Source organism: Saccharicrinis fermentans DSM 9555 = JCM 21142, assembly GCF_000517085.1.
Taxonomy (GTDB): domain Bacteria; phylum Bacteroidota; class Bacteroidia; order Bacteroidales; family Marinilabiliaceae; genus Saccharicrinis; species Saccharicrinis fermentans.
Genome location: NZ_KI912107.1, coordinates 4,406,183 through 4,428,506 on the forward strand (window position 1 = coordinate 4,406,183; position 22,324 = coordinate 4,428,506).

The window sequence follows — 22,324 nt, forward strand, 5'->3', positions numbered from 1 at the left end:
ATTTACAATTCAATTCCAATTAAAAGAACGTCATCCACCTGTTTTTCTTTTCCCATCCACTCATAAAAGTCAGACGAAAAGTGACGTTCAAAATGTGCCATACTCAAATCTTCGCGTTCAGTCAGCGCCTCTCTGATTCTCTTAGATTGATACTTACGTCTTCTTTCTCCTCCCAACTGATCAGGTAAACCATCCGAAAATATAAAAATTTTATCTCCTTCTTCGTAAGCTATCTCGTGGTTCTCAAATTCCTTTTCTTTTTTCTTCAACAATGGTTTACCGCCAATACCTTTACGACTTCCTTTATACTCGATAAGCTTACCTTTTCGCAACAAATATAAAGGATTATGTGCTCCCGCATATTGTATGGTCTTATTTTCTTTATTTATTTTACACAAGGCCAAATCCATTCCGTCGCGCCCGTTGTTTCCTTCTTCGTTCTGCTTTAAGGTAGTTCTTACACCCTCATGCAGCAGATCTAAAATTTTGGCTGCATTAAAATTATCATCAATATTTACGATGTTATTCAACAAGAAATAACCGATGAAAGAAAGCAAAGCGCCTGGTACACCATGACCAGTACAGTCTACGGCTGCCACATAAAAAGTTTCATCTTTTTTTACAAACCATGGAAAATCACCACTGACAACATCTTTTGGACGATAAAAAATAAACGAGCGAGGGAAGTGACGTTGAATAAACGAAGTATCTGGTAAAATAGAAGTTTGTATTCTTTGCGCATAATTGATACTATCGGAAATCTTCTTGTTTTTCTCCTTAATTTCCTGCTCAATCATCTTAATCTCGGTCATATCATGCGCCACAAACAATATAGATTCCAACACGTTGTCTTCGCTATGTTCTGGTATCGCTTTGATTTGCATAATCTTGCTACCTTCTGGTGCAGCAATTTCCAATTCATCGATAATTTGCTCTTCGTTATTTTTAATTTCTTTGAGCACATTATTGATAAACTCGATGAAACGTTCATCAATATGCAAGTCGTTGATTCGTTTTTTGGTGATCTCCTGAATAGAAAGCCCCATAAATTCAGATACCACGGGGTTGGCATACACCAGTTTTCCTGTCGTATTAATACGGATAATCATATCCGGAGAGTTTTCAGAAAGTGACTGCATTCTACTTTTCATCCTTTCCTCTTTCTCGGCACGTATACGTTCGGTGATATCCTGCGTATTAAAGATGATACCTTTTATGGCAGGGTCATGCAACAAGTTTTTCCCTTTGGTTTCCAAAAACAATTTCTCACCTGATTTTTTAAGATAGGCATACTGAGCCACACTCTCCCCTCCAGGCGTTTGTTTAAGATATTCAAATAGCTTATTAATGGTTTTGTATCCCTTAGGTGTCATCAATTCAGGATCCATTCCCACAATATTTTCATCATCTGCATAACCTAAAATTCGTTTTACAGAAGGACTTTCAAAAACAAGTTGTTGATCTTCGTTATATATAGAAATAAATTCTGAAGCATTGGTAAGTAAGGCCACCATTCTTTTTTGACCATTTTCAACCTCCTGTATTTTAGACTCTAATAATTCATTTGATTGTTCCAGCTCTTCCTGGGCAATCATCATTTCTCTGGCATTCTCTTTTAACTTCTCTTCATTGCGTTGCAAAGTAACAGTCATCTCCTGCGATTCCTTAAGCAGCACTTCTGTTCTAGCATTGATCTTTTGAGCATAAATAGTTCTACCAATCATAGAACTAAGTTCTTCGGCAAAATCGAGTTTATAGCTTGGTATATGGTCTTGTAAAAAAGCAACTTCCACAACACCTTGTAGCTCATCCTCTTGCATTAAAGGTAAAATGAGTAGACTTTTAGGTTTAACATCATTGAGCAATCCGGATGTGACGGTAAAATAATCATCTGGAATCTCAGTACGGTATATCATTGCCTTTTCATAGGCCACCTGTCCAACCAGTCCTCTCCCCACTTCAAATTCTTGTTTCACGAAACGCTGCCGATTAAAAGCATAGGTTGCTCTGCTCACCAATTTATCATTTTCTAACAAATAAAAAGCACCCTGTATGGCATCCGTATATTGAATGATGGCTTTAATGATCTCAATAGAAAGTTCGTCAATTTTACGATACTTACGTAAAACCTCGTTGATAATATCTTTTCCTTTGGTAATCCATTTGACCGCCTCTTCCTTTTGGTTGGTTTCCATTAAGTTTTTGGCCAGATCTAACAACGAGGAATGATGATCGGTAATGTGCATGATTTTATTGTACTCCCCTTTACGAATCAGCTCAGCAACTTGGTGATTAGACTCCAACTGGCTCTTAAGCTTAGCCAATTCCTTTTTCTGTTTGTTTTTTATATTCCTATCATGATTAATAAAAATAACAGCTCCCAATGAAACACAGGCGACTAAAAAATCCACCAACCACACCAACCAGGTAGTATGAATTTTAACAATCGTTTTCATGGAAAAGGGCAAGCGCATGAAATCAATGAATCCGGCCCATATCACCAAATATATCACCATTAAAAAAACAGTGATAAAAAACTTTTCGTGCTCTTTGATGAGTGCAAAGTTGAGATAATCTCGTATGTATTTACTGATCCTTTTAGCAGGCATAATTCAAATTTATAAAGACATTGCGTCAGCAATATAATTATTCAATTGTTCCCATTGGCTGTTGATACAAATATTTCCAAAGGTGGCAATTTCTATTAATCCAATACAATGGTTATCCTTTACAATAGGTAAAAGGTAAATATATTTTGGTAATGAAGATCCAGAACACGACTCTATATTAAAATAATCCGGATCCACATCTTCAATGACCATTGGTTCCATATCCTTAGCTGCTTGACCGTTTAATCCTTCTCCTAATACAATTTTTTTCGGTTGCATGTCGGGACCAAGACCGTAAGTAGCCTTTACGCTAAAACCATCAGAAGGTTCGTCATAAATATAACAAACGGCCAATCCAACTTCGTAAAGCTTGGCCATATTTTTCAAAAGCAGTCTTGCAAAAGCAGTCTCACTGTCGCATTCTTTAAGACCCTTTGATAAAATCCCGCCTAATCTCACAAACTCCTTCTCACTGGTACTCCCTTGACTACCCTCATTTTTTATAGCAGCCATCTCTTCTTCGAGCTTGGCTATCTCCTGCGCATGCGCATCTTCTTTTGACTTAAGCAGCTCTTCATGTTGCGAATTTTCCTTAAAACTCACACGGATATGACGGTCGAAAAGATAAACGATACTTAAAAAAAAACCAAAAGAAAGAAACTCTACAATATAAAATTTAGGCATGAACACAAATTCATACACAAAAAAATACTTAACCAGAGCCAATAGAAATGCTCCTGCAGAAAAATAATATAATCTATTTAATGCTTTTCTCATATGCTTATATTTTCTTTCAATCGTCCTATGAATTCTTTCAAACACATTTATGCTTACTATACATTCAACTCATGAATAGCTGATCTTTATCCTTGTATACATACCTCAATGAAGACTGTTTAAAAAACGGATGATACCATCTGGCGACAAAACCTCGTTGGGTTCAAAAAGTTGAAGGGTAGATTTTGTCATTGTATCCACATCACAGGTAACAGGATCTTGAACAATAGTATACCCTTTTTTTAAATTCACATCTCTCATTCCCTTGGCGCCATCCTTATTCGCTCCAGTCAATATAATACCCACCATCTTATCTCTAAAAGCATTAGCTGCCGAGGATAAGGTATAATCAATGGAAGGACGACTATGATTAAACACATTTTCGGTTGTTAAGCTAAACGTTGCATCAAATTCAATAAACATGTGATAATTAGAAGGAGCCAAGTACACTTTTCCTCCCTCTATTTTATCCTTATCACAAGGCTCCACAACCGGCAAATTAGATTTAAGGTTTAATCCTTCCAGCAGTCCGGAACGTATATGTTTTAAACGGTGCATGCATATAATAATCGGATACTTAAAATCTGCATTAATATGCGAGAGGATTTTAGACACAATTGAAAAACTTCCTGCCGATCCTCCAATAACTATACCTTTATAATATCTTTCCCTAGCTAATACCATAAGCAATTTTAAGAAATACGGTAAATTTGTTCCCCACGATCGTAAAGAACAAAATTCAATTCGTTCTCCTTCAATATTTTTTCTTTAATACCTAAAACCACAAAAGCACCTTTATTTAAACTACGATGCAACTGTCTCTCGGCCTCTGCCTGTAATTTAGCATTATAATATAGCATTCTATTTCTAAAAAAAGTTACATCTACCTCCTTATCAGGCAAATGATTAAAGTAATTACCCGACAAAAAGACCACATGATCTAACCATTTATCAGAAGCCATACGTATATACCCTGTTTCCTCAACAAAATACTTTTCAAAAGTACAAGCTAGTTCTAAACGCTTAAAATTACTTTTATTAAGCTCAGTAAACTTACCATGTATTCTCCCTTCCATTATTACTTCAACACGTTTAGAGCTACCCACATTACAATATATGGTTGATTTTTGCAGCAAATTTTGTTCATCCAAAATCACTATTAAAGACAAAAGCTCCTCCGTTGAAACCAATTCAGGAAACCAAAACGACAAATTTTCTTTCTGTATTTCGGGTATAATTTTCCCCCGTAAGGTTCTCCAAAACGAAGGGTCTCGAAACATTTCCTTCTCTTCCACAGGAAATAAATAACAAAATTCATCCATGAGGTCATTACTATCCAATGCCTCCAAAAAACACCTGGTATTTTTTACCTTTAGCTCCTCAAACAAAAAAGCAAATCTTCTCCTTAGAAACGAAAATGCATAATTGCTGTAATCCATCTTAAGCTTTTCAGATAACACAGAGGTTATTTCCCTTATATCATTAATCGTTGGACCAATAGCCATTTTACTATTTAAGCTTTAAATGAAAAGTACTACTTTTAGTATAGACCATTCCATGTTTAACAAAGCGTGTTTTAAAAAAACCATGCAAAGCTTCGTGGGTACCCAAAATAAGCACACCACCATCATATAACTTATCAAAGAACTTTCTAACAATCTTTAGTTGCAACTCTGGATTGAAATATATGAGAACATTCCTACAAAAAATAATGTCAAATTTCTGATAAAAAGGAATTTCTTCCACCACTAAATCATGCCTTCTAAACTTAGGAATAGCGGACATAAAATCCCGTATTTTAATTTTATCATTCTCCCTATCCACCTCAAAATAATGCTCAAAGGGATTTCCTTTGGGTTTAATCTTATGCATTAAATCATTATAAACATCAATATATTGCGCATTAAATTTTAAGTCGTACTCCCCTTTCCTGGCCGCCTTCAGCACCTTATTATTCAAATCGGAAGCCACCACGTTTACCTTATCCAATAAGTTCATCTCATTGAATAAAATTAAATTAGAATACACCTCCTGTCCGGTGGAGCACCCTGCATGCCAAATATTGATTTTATTTTTTTGTTTCAGTGCTGGAAAAACATTTTTATATAAATATTCCCATGTTTCCTCATTTCTAAAAAGTTCTGTTGTATTTACAGTAATATCATCTACCAACTGCTCACAAAATTCCCCATCACTTTTCGCCCTATTTAAGAGCTCATCCATACTTATATTTTGATCCTTCAGGATTTTATCGATACGCCTTTGAATGGAATTATCAGAATAATCACAAAAATTATAAGGTGTATGTCTTTTTAATTCCTGAAGGAAATCTCTAAATGTAATATTACTCACTTTCCTCTGGTGTAAAATTAAAACAACTCAACTTCCACATTTTGGATAAACGCTGTAAACGAGTGGTCATCACCCACCTGCGCCTCGGAAAGTAAGAACAGAACAGGTATCTCATCTCCAAATTTATTCTTAATAGGCACCTCTTTACGTTCTCCTATCACCTTATTCTCTTCAGTCGTAACATAGGCATGAACAAAGGCATCATTTTTAGCTGTTTCGGGAGCAAACAACATGGAGATATGTTGTCCGAGCACTTCGCTTCTTTCGTAGCCCCAAAGTTTTTCAGCAGCTTCGTTAAAGAACTCCATAATACCTTCTTTATTGGTAGTAATGATGGCATCCAGGGCTCCCTCTAACATTTTTTCATTGCGTATTTTAACCGATTCTATTTCTTTAAACTGTTCTTTCATCTCATCGCGAGCCTGTTCCAAGAGAACACCCAACTCTTCTTTAGAGCTTTTCATTTGCTCTTCCATGCGAACCTGATCAGTCACATCATTCTCAAGACTTAATATTTTAACAATATCGCCATTGTTATCAATAACAGGGGTATAGGTGGTTAACAAAAATATTTCTTCACCCAATTTCGTTCTTCTACGCACCCTACCTTTAAAGTTACGACCACTTTTTAAGTCTGATAATATATTTGTAAGTTCTTCCACCTCATCCTGAAAGAAGAAAATACGCAGGTTCTGCCCCTCCACCTCTTCGGGGAGATATTTAAAAGTTTGTAGAAACAGCTGATTCACCGAAATAAGTGATCCATCCGTTTCAAACTCACAACTAATAGCCGAGTTATCAATAGCCTCCAAAATACCTTTCATCTCCACTTCACGCCTATCAGACTCCTCTTGAGTAGCTTGCATCTCTTCCAAGTTTTGACGTAACTCTTCTTCTTGCTGCGACATCTTTTCGGCCTGAATCTGTGTTTCGTGTAGCAGTTTAGTTGTTTGAATATTTATTTGAACCGTAGAAATGGTAGAAGCAATACTTTCTGCTGTTTTCTCCACGAATTCTATTTCAAAAGGCTCAAATTCACTAAATGAGGCCAGCTCAATGACACCATAAATTTCATCATTAACCTTTAGCGGTACAATTAACAAAGCCTTAGGGTTTGCCTCTCCAAGGCCAGATGTTATATTAATATAATCATCAGGTAAATCAGTAATATAAATGGTTTCCTTCTCTAATGCACAGCGACCAATTAAACCATCTTCCCATGGCACATACTTATCGGCATATTTTTTTCTATCAAAAGCAATACAGGCCGTGAGCTCAAAAATTTTTTCATTTCTATTATTGGTATTAGCCAAAAACACACCTCCCTGGTTTATCTTCAAATAATTAACCATGTAGCTAATAATATTGTAGGATAAGACTTCCAGGTTATCATTATTCCTTCTCAAAATTTCGGCAAACTGCGCCAATCCTTGCGTAATCCAGGTTCTCTGTTCTTCCTCCAGCCTTCCTTGCTCCTGCTCTTTTTTACTTTTTATCAGATAGTCACGCAGCTTTAGTAAGGATTTACTCAATTGATCTTTCTTTCCAGAACCAATATTTACAGTATCCAGATTCCCTTGTCTCAAGTTATTAATAAACTTAAGTACCATATCAGAACGTTTGGCTTCCGCTTTGATAGACTTACGTTGTTTACGAATAATTTTTGTAAAAGACAGCGCAAGTGCATACCCTATGGCACCTGTGGCAAAAGGTAACAACAGCAATAACCACATTCCTGGAAACAGATAGAACATATCAGCTATGCTCCTATTGGATTGCAAAAAAACTTCAGAGTTTCTATTCATTAAGATTACGCCTATCACAACGATCAACCCAAATAAGATTCCCCTAAAAGTATATTTTCCTAAAATACGCGATAATTCAAGCTTTTTCACGATGATTGTATTAAAAATTACAGACCTATTTTTATAAGCCCGGCGAAATTATAAACTTTCTCACAATACCACTCAAAAGTAATGGTAATGTTTTATAATAATTTTAAGAGGCTCGGTGCCATTTCATCTAAGGACAATATTTTACTGGCAGCACCTAATTTTGCTGCTTCTTTCGGCATTCCGTAAACAACAGAGCTACGTTCATCTTGTGCAATAGTATAAGCTCCAGACTCTTTAAGTTCAAGAAGGCCTTTGGCTCCATCGTTACCCATCCCTGTCAGTAACAATCCTGTAGCATTTTTTCCAGCATACCGTGCTGCACTCCTGAAAAGAACATCCACCGAAGGACGATGTCTATTAACCAGCGGACCATCTTTAATCTCCACAAAATACTCTTTACCCACCCTTTTCAACAACATATGGTGATTACCTGGGGCAATCAAAACTCTACCTTGATATAATTTATCACCATTTTCGGCCTCTTTCACTTCCAGCTGACAGATATTATTAAGGCTATTAGCAAAGGACTTGGTAAACCCCTCTGGCATATGCTGAACAATAGCAATACCCGGCATTTTATCCGGTAAATTCTTTAAGAAGTTTCGGATGGCTTCAGTACCACCTGTGGAAGCGCCCAAGACGATAACCTTTTCTGTAATAGCAATTCTATCATAAGCCGATCCTCTTTCCAAAATAACATCGGCTGAATACTTGGGAGCAACCTCTAGCAGGCGTGTTGCCGGCTTTCGGGCCTTGGGCGTACTCGGTTGAGGATTAGTTGATATACCCCCATTAATTTTTTTACGCGACAGTTTAGCTTGAGCTGAAGCTTTTGCCGCATCACAGATTAATATTTTTGATTCATTGATAAACTTAGCTGCATTCATGGCAGGTTTACCAATAATTTCAGATGCTCCATACTCCAATGCCTTCATGGCAACTTCGGTACCTTCGGTCGTTAATGAAGAAATAATAACCACCGGAATAGGATGCTGCGACATAATCTTTCTAAGAAATGTCAATCCATCCATCCTAGGCATTTCAATATCCAAGGTGATAACATCCGGCACCTCTTTCATGATCTTTTTTACTGCTATAATCGGATCTGCCGCTGTCCCCATCACTTCAATTTCGGGGTCAGACCCCAATATTGATGAAAGACTCTGCCTAACTACCGCTGAGTCATCCACTACTAATACCCGTATTTTATTCATCCTCATATCACAACGTTAAAAAGTCATTTGCTTCACATAATCCAACTGTTCGCCCTAAGGATCATCTTCTAATCCTTATTTTTATCCAACAGCTTATGTCTTACTTCACCAGAATCGGTAAAAAATATTATTTTTCTTCCTTTTCTACCTCCAGTACTGGATGCCACCACCGGAATTTTTCTTTCCTCCAGCATTAACATAGCCAGCCTTATGTTTCTTTCGCCAATCTTGGCTTTAGAACTCCCTGTCTGCATCATTTCACCTCCCCCAAATACTTTTGCCTGCAAGTCTTCGATTTTTGATCCTAAAAAAAGCATCCTATCAATTAACTTATCAATAGCTATATTGCCATATTTTGGAGATGCCAAATCATTACCATTCCAGTTGGGCAACATATAGTGGTTAATACCTCCAATTTTCAATTTAGAATCCCACAAGCACACCGCCACACACGAACCCAGTATTGTTTTAACCAGGTGTGGCTCCTTACTTGCAAACAAAGAGGAAGGATATAAAAAATGTTGTAAATATTGACTCATCTATTTATCCTTAAAAAATCTCGTCCTCTTCATCGAAGAATATATCGTTACCATCACCACTAAAACCATCTACAATATTTTTGGCCTCCGGAACACTGATGGTAAAGGTTGAGCCATCTCCTTTTTTACTTGAAATTTCTATTTCACCACTTAATACATCCAAAAGAGCCTTCGTAATTGACAGTCCTAAACCATGACCCCGGTTGATAGAATTAATGCCGGTATCCAACCTTTTAAAACGTTGAAAAATGGTTTGCTGATTTTTTTCTGAGATACCAGTTCCAAAATCCTGAACCGAGATCTTTAATACATCATCATCGTCTAACCAAATAGATATGATAACTTTACTATCTTTATAACTATATTTTAAAGCATTATTAATAAGATTGCTTAAAATAAGTTTCAATTTTTCTGAATCAGTCTTGAAATAAAAGTTTTTACCAAAACCATGATCAATATTAAACTGAATATCAAAAGAGATACCCATTTTACGGCTAATGATATTAAATGAATCAACCACCGTTTGAAGCAAACTTCTGATATTTACCTTGGCAATATTAGGTGCTATTTCACCCGCCTCAATTTTAGCCGCTACAAATATATTTTTCAACTGAAAATCCAGGTTAAACGCTTCTGAATGAATCAAAGCAACCATAGACACCACTTTCTTCCAATCGTGTTTTTCAACAGACAGTATGGCTTTTGACAACCCGAGAATAGATGTAAAGGGGTTAACTATTTCATTTGATATATTTGATATAAAGTGACTTTTTAATGCTTCCGAATCTTTCAGCTTTTTAGAAACACTTTGTAATTCTAATGTAAGATCCTTAATCTCCTTTTCGCTGCTTTTTCCTTTTTCAAGCCGTTGTCTGAGCTCCTTTAGCAATTGTCTGTCAGATAAATTATTCATGGTTGTAGTTTTGTGCTTTGTTTTTTTCTGAAAATTGTTGGTTTAATATGTTCTAATGGTACATCCATTCCGGTCAACGATTCCGAATGTCCTATAAAAAATATTCCTCCTGGTTTTAGATGCGTAATTAATTTATTGATTACACTTTCTTGTGTATCCCTATCAAAGTATATTAAAACGTTTCTACAAAATATCACATCAAACAGCTCATTAATATTGGCATAATTTGAATCCATTAAGTTTAGATACTTCAAATTTAAATTACTTTGTAATTCAGGACGCACCTTTACAGTAGGATTTTCTTTGTCTTTACTCTTTAGTAAATATCTTTTCTTAAGTTCCAAGGGAACAATATCCACCTTATTACTGGCATAAATACCTTTGGCTGCTTTACTCAACACATTCTGAGAAATATCAGTACCCAACATTTTATAGGTAAATCCGGCATTTTCCCTTTTATGCTCGTTTAAGGTCATCGCAATGGTATACAATTCTTCACCACTGGAACAACCAGCACTCCAAATTTTAAAGGTTTCTCTTGTTCCACGTTCAGTAAACATAGGCAAAACGTCATTCTTTAAAAAATCGAAATGAACCGGTTCTCTAAAAAAATCAGTTTTGTTGGTTGTTACCACATTTAAAAAATTGAATATTTCCTCCTTTTGGCCCTCTGCACTAAATAAATAATCCTTATATTCACTATACGACTTCATATTCAACTGCCTGATTCTTTTGAGCAAACGTCCCTGTAACATCACTCTTTTAACGGGTGGCATTTTAATACCAAACTCATTAAAAATGAAGCTACTAAATGCTGAAAAGTCTTTTTCAGAAAGTTCAGCCTTGAAACAATCAAGTTCATTTGAATATATATTACTTGGATCTGTCACTATTTTTTTATTTCATCAACAATTCTGCTTAGTTCTATAATCTCATTTTGACTGAACACCTCATCTGAGTTCAAAATCAAATAAAACTGTTCATCTATATTAATTGCAGCCTGAATATAATTAGGACTGTAATCATTATCAATGTTCTTAAAATCTTTCTCTTCAGCCTCAAAAACATCGCTTACGGCATCTGTAAGAATGGCCATTTTTAAAGTAGAATCATCATCTTTTCTTTTAACATCAATAATAATGATGCAGGTCAAAGGTGTTATTTCAATGGGTTTCATCCCAAACTTAACACCTGTATCAATCACAGGAATCACTTCTTCTCTATGATCGATAACACCAGTCATAAAGGAAATAGATTCTGGCATGTTACGCGGCACTTCATATTCGCGTATTTCATTCACCTTGCTTACATGAATTGCAAAGGTCTCCGACCCCACCTTAAAAGACAGATATGAATTATTAATATCTTCCATATCAATTAATTTTTTCGTTCAATTTGTGATACAACATGCGTTAAATCAATCAGATGAACAAATTCATCTTTTACCTTAACCGTACCTTCAAAGCATTCGATCAAACCCATTTTATTTTCAAATACGGCTGGTTTTATTTGATCCAAAGGTACTTCAAAAACCTCTTTAACCATGTCAACCATAATACCGAATTGAGATTCTAACTTATCTTCAGGCGACACTATAATGATAGACGTATCCTTTGTACGTTCCGCATCTTCCATATCCATTATTTTTCTCATATCTGTCACTGGTACAATGTTACCATGCAGATTAATAACACCTAAGATAAACTCACGTGTATTGGGCACTTTGGTCAAATTCCCTTCGTAAGGGAGTATATTACGTACCTTAAGACTATCAAAAGCAAATGTTTGTTCGCCAAGACCAAAGGAAATTATTGTTACAAATTCACCTTCCATAGTTATTTATGTAATTTTTGGTTCGAATGAAATTGAACTAACCTATTAGTATCTATCACCATAGCAACAGAACCATCCCCCATAATAGAAGCTCCAGAAATCACTTCCTGATCTTTCAACAGCCTTCCAAATGGTTTAACCACTGTTTGGTATTCTCCAATTACTTCATCTACTATTAAACCAATTTGTCTATCCTCGTATTTGACTTGAATAATGTGTTCCTTTTCATCCGTAATCGCTTCCTTAAAAACACTCCTCAATCCAATGACAGGGAATTGTTCTCCACCTAAAGTAATCACATCATTGAAAATATTTTTCTTATCCTCTTTTTCCAAAGGATAAATTTTTTCAATCGCAGAAATAGGAATGACATATTGCGATTGAGCAACTGTAACCAGTAGTCCATCAATGATAGATAGCGTTAAGGGTAACTCTAAAGTTACTGTAGTCCCCTTATCCACTTCTGAATCAATGGAGACTTCTCCCCTTATTTCACCAATTTTTCGTTTAACGACATCCATTCCAACACCGCGACCCGACAGGTCTGATACTTGTTCTTTGGTAGAGAATCCACTCTTAAAAACCAAATCTAGAATCTCCTTTTTACTTAGCTCAACCCCTTCTTCAACCAGCCCCTTATTAATGGCCTTATTCAAGATGAAATTAGGATCAATACCCTTACCGTCGTCAATAATCTTTATAATTACATTAGCACCTTCGTAATAGGCCCTGAATATGATATTTCCTTTGGGATTCTTTCCCTTTTTAATACGTTCATCAGGCATCTCAATGGCATGATCCACACAATTTCGTATCATATGAAGTAATGGATCGGTTAAGTGCTCAATAATATTCTTATCCAACTCAATATCGCCACCTTCAATGATAAAATCTATTTCCTTATTCAGTTCCTTAGATAAATCACGCACCAGCCGTTGAAACCTCATCAAATCATTTTGAATAGGAATCAGGCTAATTTCAAAGGCATTATCCCTCAATTGTCGAGTTAACTTCTGTATATTTTCAGAAAGCATAATGATTTGTGGATCACCGCTTTTCTTTTCTGCATACAAATTTAGTTGTGCCTGAATGGTCACCAACTCACTTACCAAATTAACCAGTTCATCAATTTTATTGGATGCCACCCTGATGCTGGAAATCTTATGTTCCTTTAATTGCGGTTTCTTTGCTTTTTCAGCGGATACTTTTTTTTCTTCTCCTCCCCAGGATATTCCTTTAAGTAATGCAGCACTTAATTTCTCCTCCTTACGTTGGCACTTAGATATAATCTCCTCAAACAAAACATGATCGATAATATCACCATCAAATACCTCTGTAATCACTAAATCACACTCATCCTCCACAAAGATAAATACATCTTGAATTTCGTTAAGTGCCTCACTCGTATTTAAAACTATATCCCAACTAACATAACATTCTTGTGCTTCTAATTTGCTTAACTCAGGAACCTTTTCATCGTTGAACAAGACAACAGCCTTACCCAAGGCATGTAAATCATCCAACAAAAACATAACATTGGTTCCATTTTGCAGAATGTTTGCATGAGGCTTAAAGTTGATTAAATATGTTTTGGAGTGATCAGAAGGCTTCTCTTCCGAAATATTGTTATCCTTGGATTCTTCAACCGGTTTTTCCACCGCAGAATCGGATACTAATCCTTGTACTTTACGTGTTAATGCTGCCAATTCCTGTTTATCTGAATTATCGGATAAATCACCCACATCCAGCAGATATTTTATTTGGTCAATAGCATTAAAAGTGACCGAAATAATCTCTTCAGAAACAGCCAGTTTTCCATTCCTAACCCAGTCATAAACAGTTTCTAAATGGTGCGTAAACTCACTCAAATCATTAAAACCAAACATAGCTCCACCACCCTTCAGAGAGTGCATAGCTCTAAAAATACGTTCAATTATTTCTTTGTCTGACCTATCATTTTCAAGTAGCAACAAAGCTTCTTCGAGGTCATGCACATTGTCGAGTGATTCTTCAACAAATTTGGCTCTAAACTTATCAATCATCCGCCTGCTTTTTACTAGATTAGAGACTCAAAAAAACGTAATGATTTATTAACGTCTTCCGAATCAAGGTTATTCTGTTGGATATTGCTCAATTCTGCTTTCAAAGCAGGAATAAGCTTCATCGTATTGGATACTATTTCCTCTGACAAAGAAAGGTTACCATTTCTGATCGCATTATAGACCCGTTCCATTTTCACGGCAATATCATCGAGACCTTCAATGCCAACCATTGGTGCAGTACCTTTAATTTTGTGCACTGTCATAAACACCTTTTCAACAACACCCTCAGGTGCATTGTTTGCCATATCGGCATTTAAATCATTTTCGATGGTCTTTAGATCATTAAGCGTATCGTTGATAAAACCTTTTTTTATCTTTTCTATCATCTTAAAACTCTTGAAATAGCACTTAATAGTTTAGCTGGAACAAATGGTTTAATAATCCACCCTGTCGCACCGGCTTGTTTCGCTTCCATCTTTTTAGCCGCTTGCGATTCTGTTGTCAGAAACAAAATAGGAATATGCTTATAGGCATCTATTTCCCTTACTTTACGTATTAAACCCAAGCCATCTAGATTAGGCATATGCAAGTCGGTAATGATAATATCGATGGTTCTTCCATCTAAAAACTGAAGAGCATCCTCCCCATCAATACCTACCAAAACTTCGTACCCTTCGTTTTGCAAGGTGAAATTTACAACTTCCCTGATACTTTCAGAATCGTCAACAATAAGAACTGTTTTAGCCATAATTTTGTTAATATTTTTCTATAGTTTAAAAAGGTCTCTAAAACCTGCATTTACAACCAGAGCGGACATATCATCACTGAATGTTCCCTCCAAATTAAATGGGAGCCCTTTATTTTCATAAGCCAATTTAATCGAAAGAATAAATTGTATAAAGGTAATATCAATTCCGGTTGGGTTGTCAACCTTTACATTAAGATGTTTTGAAAAGTCAATTGTTTTCATCAACTCTTCTTTTATAATATCCGCATGGTTAATGATCAATTCGCCGGAAAGAATCACTTCCTGCTTATTGTCATCATGCTTTATTTCAAGTGAAAATGGTTTCTCCATATAGCAGCTTTAATAGTATATTGCCCTAGAATTTTTCATAATTATCCATATCCATTTCTCTTTCCAGGTTAATCAAGTCATCTTTTCCTCCGGACACATTGGTTTGGCGAGGTTTCTTTTGTACACCTGACGCTTTTTTCTTTGTTTCCGCGTGACTATCCAAATCCTGATTAACAGTACTTGTCTGTTCATTACCTTCATCGCCGATGGTAAAGAAACTAACAGCTTCTTTTAACCTATCTGCTAACTCGGCCAACTGCTCGGCGCTTTGTGTTAACTCATCAGATGAAGAAGCATTTTCCTGAGTAATCAGGTTTAACTGCTGCATAGCCATATTAATCTGCTCGGCCCCTGTTTTTTGCTCTAAACTTGCTGCTGAAATTTCTTTAATGAGCTGAGTTGTTTTTTCAATATCTGGCACCAATAAGCGCGATTTCTCACCCGCTTCTTGTGAAACTTTTAGTCCGCCATTCACCAGGCTATGAATTTCATCTGCAGCCACTTTACTTCTCTCAGCCAGCTTACGTACTTCGGCAGCTACTACAGAGAAACCTCGACCATGCTCTCCGGCACGAGCAGCCTCTACGGCAGCATTCAGTGCCAATATATTGGTTTGAAAAGCAATATCCCCAATAATCGTAATTTTTTCAGCCACACTCTTCATAGAACTAGCTGCTTCTGACGACAGCTTATCTGCTACATTTACATCTTGTGCGGTTTCAACAGTAATTTTCTCTGTTTGAACAGCGTTCTCCGTGTTTTGATCAATATTGGCAACCATCTCTTCAATAGAGGTAGACACCTCCTCAGCGGAGGCTGCTTGATCAGCAGATCCTTTTGACAACTGTACTGAACTATCTTTAACGCTCTTTCCACTAGATACTAGATCGTTTGCATTCTCTTTAATTGCTATTACAATATTTTTGATATTTAAAGCCATAGCTTTAAGAGCATCAGCTAATTTTCCGATTTCATCATCTTGCTCAATCTCAAGTTCAGCTGTTAAATCACCCTTTCCAATGGCCTGCGCAAAAGCAACTCCTTTTGTTAAAGGCTCCACAATACTCTTGTACAACCAAAAAGCAATAACAACAGAAACAACCACCAAAATAATAACCATCATCAACACAAATCCGTTGAACCAAGCAAATGAATCATCCATTTCTTTAAGAGATGCAGTATTTAATCCATTAAACTTATCAACCAATACCGTTAATTCCTCCACAATTTCGTTACTCAATGTGATGATTTCACCGTCTTCCTGAACCATAGGTTCCACCTCAAATATCACCATAACATCATCATAAGCCTCAAACGAGTTCAAACTACTCATGATATATTGATGTTTGGTAAACAATGAATCGGTTTTTAACTTAATTGAGTTAAAGATATCCTGATCAGATTTATCCCACTGCTTTTGATTTTTAGTAAGCTTTTCAATTAAAGCAGGATAATCTTTTGTGTGCAAATTTTCAAGTACTACCTTATCGGAAGTACCAGGCTGTCTGTCAATAAAAACCCAACTTTTTATCAAAGCCTTGGAACTAATAACCATGTCCTTCAACTGTTGTATATTTTGTTCTGACGGACTATACACTCCGGTAATCTGATCACTTAAAGAACGACTATTATTTAGGGTAAAATAAGTAGAAACTCCATTAATAAGAATTGCCAGCAATAGAATACTAAAACCAGCAATCAGTTTTTGTGCGATATTTAATTTTATTTTCATTTGTCTAAAATTGTTTTTCAATGGTCACATGAATCAGGTCATAAGAAATTTTTCAATGTAAAAAATACTCTCAGCCCCTTTCATCTAATCCTACTTTTTAATAGCAGCCGCCATATTAGAAAGTTTGGAACTTATACTAAGACCTAAATTTTTTGCGTTTAAATCATGAATTTCAAACTTCAAATTATTATCCCTAACTACGAAGTTAATAACTGAACCGTGTTTGGTAGCCCCTTCGGCCTCGGTAATTACCAGTGAACTTTTACCAATCTTTGAAAACAAAGTTTCCGAATGACGCGAAAAATTAACACTAGAAGAAACATATAACACCTGGCAATCAGTCACTTCATCCACAGAATTAAACTGCTTAATGACTACATTCTGATAACCGAACTTTTTACCACCTGATTGTTTAACCAGCCAATCCGCAATTTTCGAATTTTTTAAGACACCAATAACAAAGTCACCTTGTTTGGCATCATCTGGCCATCCTATATAACGGATAAAGTTTAGTGTAAATACAGACTTGTACTTTTCAACTTGACTGGAACCAATCTTTGGAACCGCCACCATAAGTATTAAGAGCAGTAAGATTTTCCTCATATCACAACACTTTTTATATTTGTTTTCCTCCCCCTGTTACGGTTAGTATGATGAATAGGTTACTTTTTTTGTTTATAAAATGTTGAAAAAAACCCTAAGTATTAAAAATTAACTACACTAAATGATACCTTAATCAATAAAACAAATAAATTTGCCCCGTATTAATATTTAAGGAATGAGAATTGTAAAATTTATAAGCGCAAAAGCCGGAAATACATTTGAGAGCAGGATTAAAAACACACTCCATCATATATTAAAAGAAGATAACAAACAGGCCATTGTAAAACTGGATATCATCATTAATAATGAGGTGGAAGAGGAGTTTAATGAAGAATACGAGTGTTTTGTGGAGACAATGAAAACCGTATTTAAAGATAAGATGCCTGCCCACTCCATTGTTTTTCAGCATATACCCGGAAATGAAGAATTTGTCATACACTACCAAGTATATGAAAATACAAATATTCAATACAAAAAATTACTAAATCATCACTACGTTACAGTAAAACATGACGCTGGAATAGAGTTATTTTCGGGAGCTATATCATTCAAAGAAGACTCACTTTTATTTTCTGCACAACGATGTTTTGATTTTGCGGAACAGATTTTGATGGCTGAAGACTTAAATTTTGGTCATATCTATCGACAGTGGAATTATATTCCTCAAATAAATGGTTTATCGGATTACGACCGTCAAAAAAGAGCTAATATTTATATATTTAACGAAATAAAAAATATATTTTTCGAAGAAGCCTTGTTAATTAACGGAAATCCATTGGAAAGCGATATCAATAATTTAGACCGCAGGCTATCCATCGATTTCAATGCATTGGGTCCGTATCCGGAAAACACCCATACAAAATTGAAAGACAAGGAAAATTATACCCAAGAAAATACAGGTATAAAGAGCAAATTTATATACAACGACAGCCATGAGTATTGGTTTACAAGTGCATCAGATCATGACCATATTTCACATGATATTGAGCAACAAACCATACAAACATTAAAAAATATTTTCACCTTAAAAGAGAAATATAAGGTAGAGCCAAATATTCAGGATCATTGTAAGTTTATTAAAGTAAAAATTAAAAACAGCGAGGACTGCAAAACAGTGGAAGAATTAATCAAAGGACTATTACCTAATGTTGAAACGGTCATCACCTGTCCAGCCTTGAATCAACATCATAATTTAGTAGAAATGGAAGGGTTAATTTCGTATTAATTAGAATATTTACCAGAATCGCTTATATTATCACTAAAATACAGTTTAAATAACATGTGGATTTTTATTGCTCGCACCATATTAAAAAACAGAATATTGTTTTTAACCCTTTTATCGCTGTTTACCGCTTTTATGGCTTACCATGCCAAAGATATTCAGATGTCGTACCAATATGCGCCTCTTTTACCTGAAGACGATCCTGCCTATATTGAATACGAAGCCTTTGCTGAAGTTTTTGGTAACGAAGGAAACTTAATGGTAATAGGTGTTAAGGACAAAGATTTCTTTCAACTGAACAATTATAAAAATTGGACCAGATTAAGTGCCCGTATTGACTCTATCGAAGGTGTCAGCTCTGTATTTTCTGTTTCAGAATCCTATAACCTCATTAAAAACACCAAGGAAAAACGATTTGAAATAGAGCCTTTATTCGCAGGCAAGGTATCATCACAATATGAACTTGACTCCATTAAAAATAAGTTTTATCAACTGCCTTTTTACCAGAGTAACATTTACAATAAAAGTAAGGACGCATATTTAATGGCCATTACCCTAGAACCTCATATTTTAGAAAGTCCAGAACGGGTAGGCCTTATTGAACAAATCGTAAAAATGGGGGATGAGTACACTTCTAAAACAAAAATAAATATTCATTATTCAGGACTACCTTACATCCGGGTTACCACTGCTGAAATGGTAAAAAAAGAACTGAATATGTTCATTTTCATGGCCTTAGGAATTACAGCCATCATTCTATTTTTGTTTTTCAAGTCCTTTAAGGTAATGTTGTTTTCAATGCTAGTGGTAGGAATGGCTGTTATATGGGCACTGGGCACACAAGCCTTATTTGGCTTTAAGATTACCATACTAACAGGTATGATACCTCCACTTATTATTGTAATTGGTATTCCTAATTCAGTATTTCTCCTTAACAAATACCATCAGGAATATCGGAAACACGGCAATAAAATAAAAGCATTACAACGTGTTATTTGTAAAATAGGGAATGCAACCTTTTTAACCAACCTTACAACAGCATCAGGGTTTGCAACATTTATATTTACCAGTAGCCGTATATTAGTTGAATTTGGAATCATCGCTGCCATCAATATTATTGGTGTATTTATCCTATCATTACTACTGATACCCATTATCTTTAGTTTTTTATCAGTTCCTAAAAAACGACATCTCAACCACCTGGATAACAAAGCCGTTAATAAAATAGTAGATAAACTAGTTTATATATCATTAAATCATCGAAATACAGTGTACATTACCACTGGAGTCATTTTGATACTCGGTATTATAGGAATCACTAAGATTAAAACGACGGGTTACATGCTCGATGATATACCACATGAAGATCCGCTCTACCTCGATCTTAAGTTTTTTGAAGAAAACTTTGATGGCTTAATGCCGCTGGAAATAATGATTGACACCCAAAAACCCAATGGTGTTCTTAAAGCAAGCAACCTAAAAAAGATGGACTTGTTAAATAAAAAGCTTTCTTCTCACCCTGATATATCCAATGCCCTATCTCTAACAGAGGTTGTTAAGTTTGCACGACAAGGGTTTTACAACGGTAATCCTAAATACTATGGCATTCCAAGTAATCAAGAGAGAAACTTTTTATTATCCTACGTATCCAAGGGAGAAGGAGAACAACAGCAGGTTATTAGTACCTTTATCGATTCCCTCAAACAAAAAACAAGGCTGAGTTATCGTCTAAAAGATATTGGTACCACAAAAATGACTGAGCTCAACGAATCAATACGTGAAACCATGCACGAAATATTTCCACAAGAGAGGTATAGCACTTCGGTTACTGGAGCCAGTGTATTATTTTTTAAGGGAACCAAATATCTTATTCGTAATTTATTTGTCAGCTTACTATTGGCCATCATTTTAATAGCCTCTTTTATGGCTTGGATGTTTTCTTCAAAACGTATGGTTATCGTTTCACTTATACCTAATTTAATACCCTTACTAATGACAGCTGCCCTAATGGGCTACTTTGGCATTCCCATCAAACCATCAACTATATTGGTTTTCAGTATTGCCTTTGGTATTTCAGTGGACGATACCATCCATTATCTGGCCAAATACCGTCAAGAACTAGGCGAAACAAACTGGAGTATTAAAGCAGCGGTAGTCCTAGCCCTCAAGGAAACAGGCGTAAGCATGATATATACATCCATCATCTTATTTTTTGGTTTTGGTATTTTCGGATTTTCAGAGTTTGGAGGTACTGTAGCACTGGGTATACTGGTAGCAGTAACCTTATTAATAGCCCTTGTTTCAAACTTAATATTGTTACCTTCGTTACTATTAACATTAGAAAAACAAATTACCAATAAATCCTTTAGAGAACCATTGCTTCATATCTTCAATGAAGATGAAGATATTGAAATTAACGAGTTGAAAATAGAAAAAGAAAAAGTTAACTCAATAGAAGAAAATTAAACAGACACAACAAAAATGCTCAATATAAAAGAAACACAGCAACTGGTGAATGCTGAACTAAAAAAAATAAATTTTACAACTGAGCCTCTGGCACTATATGCACCTATAGAATATACCCTTGCACAAGGTGGAAAGCGTATTCGACCCGTATTATGTCTTATGGCAGCACAATTATTCGGTCATGCACCCCAAAAAGTCATATACCCTGCACTAGGACTGGAAATATTCCATAATTTTACCTTGTTGCACGACGATATTATGGACAATGCTGAAGTACGCAGGAACAATCCCACCGTACATAAAAAATGGGACACCAATACAGCTATATTATCAGGAGATGCCATGATGATTAAAGCACATCAGTTTATTTGCAACTGTGAGGACTCTAAATTACCCAAAGTTATCACACTTTTTAATGAAGTAGCCTTGGGTGTTTGCGAAGGTCAGCAATACGATATGGAGTTTGAAACACGCAAAGATGTTTCGGTAGAAGACTACATTAAAATGATCAGCCTCAAAACCGCTATTTTATTAGCCGGAAGCCTAAAGATGGGAGCCATATTAGCCAATGCTTCCGAAGAAGAAGCCGACCTTATCTACCAATTTGGAATGAATATAGGATTGGCCTTTCAACTACAAGATGACTATTTAGATACTTTTGGAAATCAGGACACTTTTGGCAAAAAAATAGGAGGTGATATTATTGCCAATAAAAAAACTTTTTTACTGTTGACCGCGTTAAAAAAGGCAGAAAAAGAAGATAAAAGAAACCTAATTAATTGGATTACCGTAGAACATGACAATCATAACTTAAAAATTGAAGAGGTAAAAAAGATATATCAAAAATTAGCAGTTGATACGGATTCAAAAAACAAAATGAACGAGTATTATGAAAAAGCGATTCAATGCCTAGGAGAAATTAAGGGGAATGAGTCCGTAAAAAAAGAATTAAAAAACTTTGCTTCACAACTAATGCAAAGAATTAATTAGTTCTTATTCAATAATCTTGCTATTTTAGCATTGCCCACATTATAGCATTGCTAAAAGAT

General features: G+C 35.6%; 21 protein-coding genes. 3 read left to right on the forward strand and 18 right to left on the reverse strand.

Translation table 11 applies throughout. The features are described from left to right. Positions 1 to 2 precede the first annotated feature (2 nt). From CYTFE_RS0117950 to CYTFE_RS0118035, 18 genes are all read right to left on the reverse strand, one after another. Positions 3 to 2,609, reverse strand: a complete 2,607-nt coding sequence (locus CYTFE_RS0117950) for a PAS domain S-box protein (RefSeq protein ID WP_027472937.1) — start codon at positions 2,607 to 2,609, stop codon at positions 3 to 5. 9 nt (positions 2,610 to 2,618) lie between these two features. Continuing rightward, positions 2,619 to 3,386 (reverse strand): GAF domain-containing protein, encoded by a 768-nt coding sequence (locus CYTFE_RS0117955; RefSeq protein ID WP_027472938.1) that lies wholly within the window; start codon positions 3,384 to 3,386, stop codon positions 2,619 to 2,621. Between the two features lie 105 nt (positions 3,387 to 3,491). Next, positions 3,492 to 4,070 carry a chemotaxis protein CheB gene (locus tag CYTFE_RS0117960; protein ID WP_044212030.1) on the reverse strand — a complete coding sequence of 193 codons (579 nt, stop codon included), beginning with the start codon at positions 4,068 to 4,070 and terminating at the stop codon, positions 3,492 to 3,494. 8 nt (positions 4,071 to 4,078) lie between these two features. Further along, positions 4,079 to 4,891, reverse strand: a complete 813-nt coding sequence (locus CYTFE_RS27135; protein WP_052343280.1) for a CheR family methyltransferase — start codon at positions 4,889 to 4,891, stop codon at positions 4,079 to 4,081. Positions 4,892 to 4,895: 4 nt separating this feature from the next. Beyond that, a complete protein-coding gene (locus CYTFE_RS0117970) occupies positions 4,896 to 5,738 on the reverse strand; it encodes a CheR family methyltransferase (protein WP_235207961.1) in 843 nt (280 codons plus the stop codon). A 17-nt stretch (positions 5,739 to 5,755) separates the two neighbouring features. After that, on the reverse strand, positions 5,756 to 7,633 hold the full coding sequence (locus CYTFE_RS0117975) for a PAS domain S-box protein (protein WP_027472941.1): 1,878 nt from the start codon (positions 7,631 to 7,633) through the stop codon (positions 5,756 to 5,758). Positions 7,634 to 7,725: 92 nt separating this feature from the next. Then, complete coding sequence (locus tag CYTFE_RS0117980) at positions 7,726 to 8,847, reverse strand: protein-glutamate methylesterase/protein-glutamine glutaminase (RefSeq protein WP_027472942.1); 1,122 nt, start codon at positions 8,845 to 8,847, stop codon at positions 7,726 to 7,728. 68 nt (positions 8,848 to 8,915) lie between these two features. Further along, positions 8,916 to 9,386 carry a chemotaxis protein CheD gene (locus tag CYTFE_RS0117985; RefSeq protein ID WP_027472943.1) on the reverse strand — a complete coding sequence of 157 codons (471 nt, stop codon included), beginning with the start codon at positions 9,384 to 9,386 and terminating at the stop codon, positions 8,916 to 8,918. A gap of 10 nt (positions 9,387 to 9,396) precedes the next feature. Further along, positions 9,397 to 10,299 carry a sensor histidine kinase gene (locus tag CYTFE_RS0117990; protein WP_027472944.1) on the reverse strand — a complete coding sequence of 301 codons (903 nt, stop codon included), beginning with the start codon at positions 10,297 to 10,299 and terminating at the stop codon, positions 9,397 to 9,399. Then, positions 10,296 to 11,189, reverse strand: a complete 894-nt coding sequence (locus CYTFE_RS0117995) for a CheR family methyltransferase (RefSeq protein WP_052343281.1) — start codon at positions 11,187 to 11,189, stop codon at positions 10,296 to 10,298. Before CYTFE_RS0117995 ends, CYTFE_RS0117990 begins: the two co-directional genes overlap by 4 nt. After that, entirely contained in the window at positions 11,189 to 11,671 is a 483-nt protein-coding gene (locus tag CYTFE_RS0118000) for a chemotaxis protein CheW (protein ID WP_044212027.1), read from the reverse strand. The genes CYTFE_RS0117995 and CYTFE_RS0118000 overlap by 1 nt, the downstream gene beginning before the upstream one ends. A 5-nt stretch (positions 11,672 to 11,676) precedes the next feature. Next, positions 11,677 to 12,132: a chemotaxis protein CheW gene (locus CYTFE_RS0118005; protein WP_027472947.1), complete on the reverse strand. Its 456-nt coding sequence runs from the start codon at positions 12,130 to 12,132 to the stop codon at positions 11,677 to 11,679. A 2-nt stretch (positions 12,133 to 12,134) separates the two neighbouring features. Beyond that, positions 12,135 to 14,174, reverse strand: a complete 2,040-nt coding sequence (locus CYTFE_RS0118010; protein ID WP_027472948.1) for a chemotaxis protein CheA — start codon at positions 14,172 to 14,174, stop codon at positions 12,135 to 12,137. Between the two features lie 14 nt (positions 14,175 to 14,188). Continuing rightward, positions 14,189 to 14,560, reverse strand: coding sequence for an Hpt domain-containing protein (locus CYTFE_RS27140; RefSeq protein WP_044212025.1), 372 nt, complete (start codon positions 14,558 to 14,560; stop codon positions 14,189 to 14,191). Beyond that, positions 14,557 to 14,922 (reverse strand): response regulator, encoded by a 366-nt coding sequence (locus tag CYTFE_RS0118020; protein WP_027472949.1) that lies wholly within the window; start codon positions 14,920 to 14,922, stop codon positions 14,557 to 14,559. The genes CYTFE_RS27140 and CYTFE_RS0118020 overlap by 4 nt, the downstream gene beginning before the upstream one ends. Before the next feature lie 18 nt (positions 14,923 to 14,940). Beyond that, positions 14,941 to 15,252: a hypothetical protein gene (locus tag CYTFE_RS0118025; RefSeq protein WP_027472950.1), complete on the reverse strand. Its 312-nt coding sequence runs from the start codon at positions 15,250 to 15,252 to the stop codon at positions 14,941 to 14,943. Between the two features lie 25 nt (positions 15,253 to 15,277). After that, a complete protein-coding gene (locus CYTFE_RS0118030) occupies positions 15,278 to 16,984 on the reverse strand; it encodes a methyl-accepting chemotaxis protein (RefSeq protein WP_044212023.1) in 1,707 nt (568 codons plus the stop codon). Between the two features lie 90 nt (positions 16,985 to 17,074). Beyond that, a complete protein-coding gene (locus CYTFE_RS0118035; protein WP_027472952.1) occupies positions 17,075 to 17,587 on the reverse strand; it encodes a YfiR family protein in 513 nt (170 codons plus the stop codon). A gap of 175 nt (positions 17,588 to 17,762) precedes the next feature. Between CYTFE_RS0118035 and CYTFE_RS0118040 the strand changes: the two genes are divergently transcribed. From CYTFE_RS0118040 to CYTFE_RS0118050, 3 genes are read left to right on the forward strand one after another with little or no spacing between them, the layout of a single operon-like run. After that, positions 17,763 to 18,812 carry a hypothetical protein gene (locus CYTFE_RS0118040; RefSeq protein ID WP_027472953.1) on the forward strand — a complete coding sequence of 350 codons (1,050 nt, stop codon included), beginning with the start codon at positions 17,763 to 17,765 and terminating at the stop codon, positions 18,810 to 18,812. A gap of 54 nt (positions 18,813 to 18,866) precedes the next feature. Then, positions 18,867 to 21,275, forward strand: a complete 2,409-nt coding sequence (locus CYTFE_RS27145; protein WP_044212021.1) for an efflux RND transporter permease subunit — start codon at positions 18,867 to 18,869, stop codon at positions 21,273 to 21,275. Between the two features lie 15 nt (positions 21,276 to 21,290). Further along, a complete protein-coding gene (locus CYTFE_RS0118050; RefSeq protein WP_027472954.1) occupies positions 21,291 to 22,265 on the forward strand; it encodes a polyprenyl synthetase family protein in 975 nt (324 codons plus the stop codon). Positions 22,266 to 22,324: the final 59 nt, after the last annotated feature.

Excerpts from the sequence above, each read along its gene's own strand:
- CYTFE_RS0117950 (WP_027472937.1), bottom strand. The coding sequence starts at position 2,609 with ATGCCTGCTAAAAGGATCAGTAAATACATACGAGATTATCTCAACTTT.
- CYTFE_RS0117955 (WP_027472938.1), bottom strand. The coding sequence starts at position 3,386 with ATGAGAAAAGCATTAAATAGATTATATTATTTTTCTGCAGGAGCATTT.
- CYTFE_RS0117960 (WP_044212030.1), bottom strand. The coding sequence starts at position 4,070 with ATGGTATTAGCTAGGGAAAGATATTATAAAGGTATAGTTATTGGAGGA.
- CYTFE_RS27135 (WP_052343280.1), bottom strand. The coding sequence starts at position 4,891 with ATGGCTATTGGTCCAACGATTAATGATATAAGGGAAATAACCTCTGTG.
- CYTFE_RS0117980 (WP_027472942.1), bottom strand. The coding sequence starts at position 8,847 with ATGAATAAAATACGGGTATTAGTAGTGGATGACTCAGCGGTAGTTAGG.
- CYTFE_RS0117985 (WP_027472943.1), bottom strand. The coding sequence starts at position 9,386 with ATGAGTCAATATTTACAACATTTTTTATATCCTTCCTCTTTGTTTGCA.
- CYTFE_RS0117990 (WP_027472944.1), bottom strand. The coding sequence starts at position 10,299 with ATGAATAATTTATCTGACAGACAATTGCTAAAGGAGCTCAGACAACGG.
- CYTFE_RS0118000 (WP_044212027.1), bottom strand. The coding sequence starts at position 11,671 with ATGGAAGATATTAATAATTCATATCTGTCTTTTAAGGTGGGGTCGGAG.
- CYTFE_RS0118005 (WP_027472947.1), bottom strand. The coding sequence starts at position 12,132 with ATGGAAGGTGAATTTGTAACAATAATTTCCTTTGGTCTTGGCGAACAA.
- CYTFE_RS0118010 (WP_027472948.1), bottom strand. The coding sequence starts at position 14,174 with ATGATTGATAAGTTTAGAGCCAAATTTGTTGAAGAATCACTCGACAAT.
- CYTFE_RS27140 (WP_044212025.1), bottom strand. The coding sequence starts at position 14,560 with ATGATAGAAAAGATAAAAAAAGGTTTTATCAACGATACGCTTAATGAT.
- CYTFE_RS0118020 (WP_027472949.1), bottom strand. The coding sequence starts at position 14,922 with ATGGCTAAAACAGTTCTTATTGTTGACGATTCTGAAAGTATCAGGGAA.
- CYTFE_RS0118025 (WP_027472950.1), bottom strand. The coding sequence starts at position 15,252 with ATGGAGAAACCATTTTCACTTGAAATAAAGCATGATGACAATAAGCAG.
- CYTFE_RS0118030 (WP_044212023.1), bottom strand. The coding sequence starts at position 16,984 with ATGAAAATAAAATTAAATATCGCACAAAAACTGATTGCTGGTTTTAGT.
- CYTFE_RS0118035 (WP_027472952.1), bottom strand. The coding sequence starts at position 17,587 with ATGAGGAAAATCTTACTGCTCTTAATACTTATGGTGGCGGTTCCAAAG.
- CYTFE_RS0118040 (WP_027472953.1), top strand. The coding sequence starts at position 17,763 with ATGAGAATTGTAAAATTTATAAGCGCAAAAGCCGGAAATACATTTGAG.
- CYTFE_RS27145 (WP_044212021.1), top strand. The coding sequence starts at position 18,867 with ATGTGGATTTTTATTGCTCGCACCATATTAAAAAACAGAATATTGTTT.
- CYTFE_RS0118050 (WP_027472954.1), top strand. The coding sequence starts at position 21,291 with ATGCTCAATATAAAAGAAACACAGCAACTGGTGAATGCTGAACTAAAA.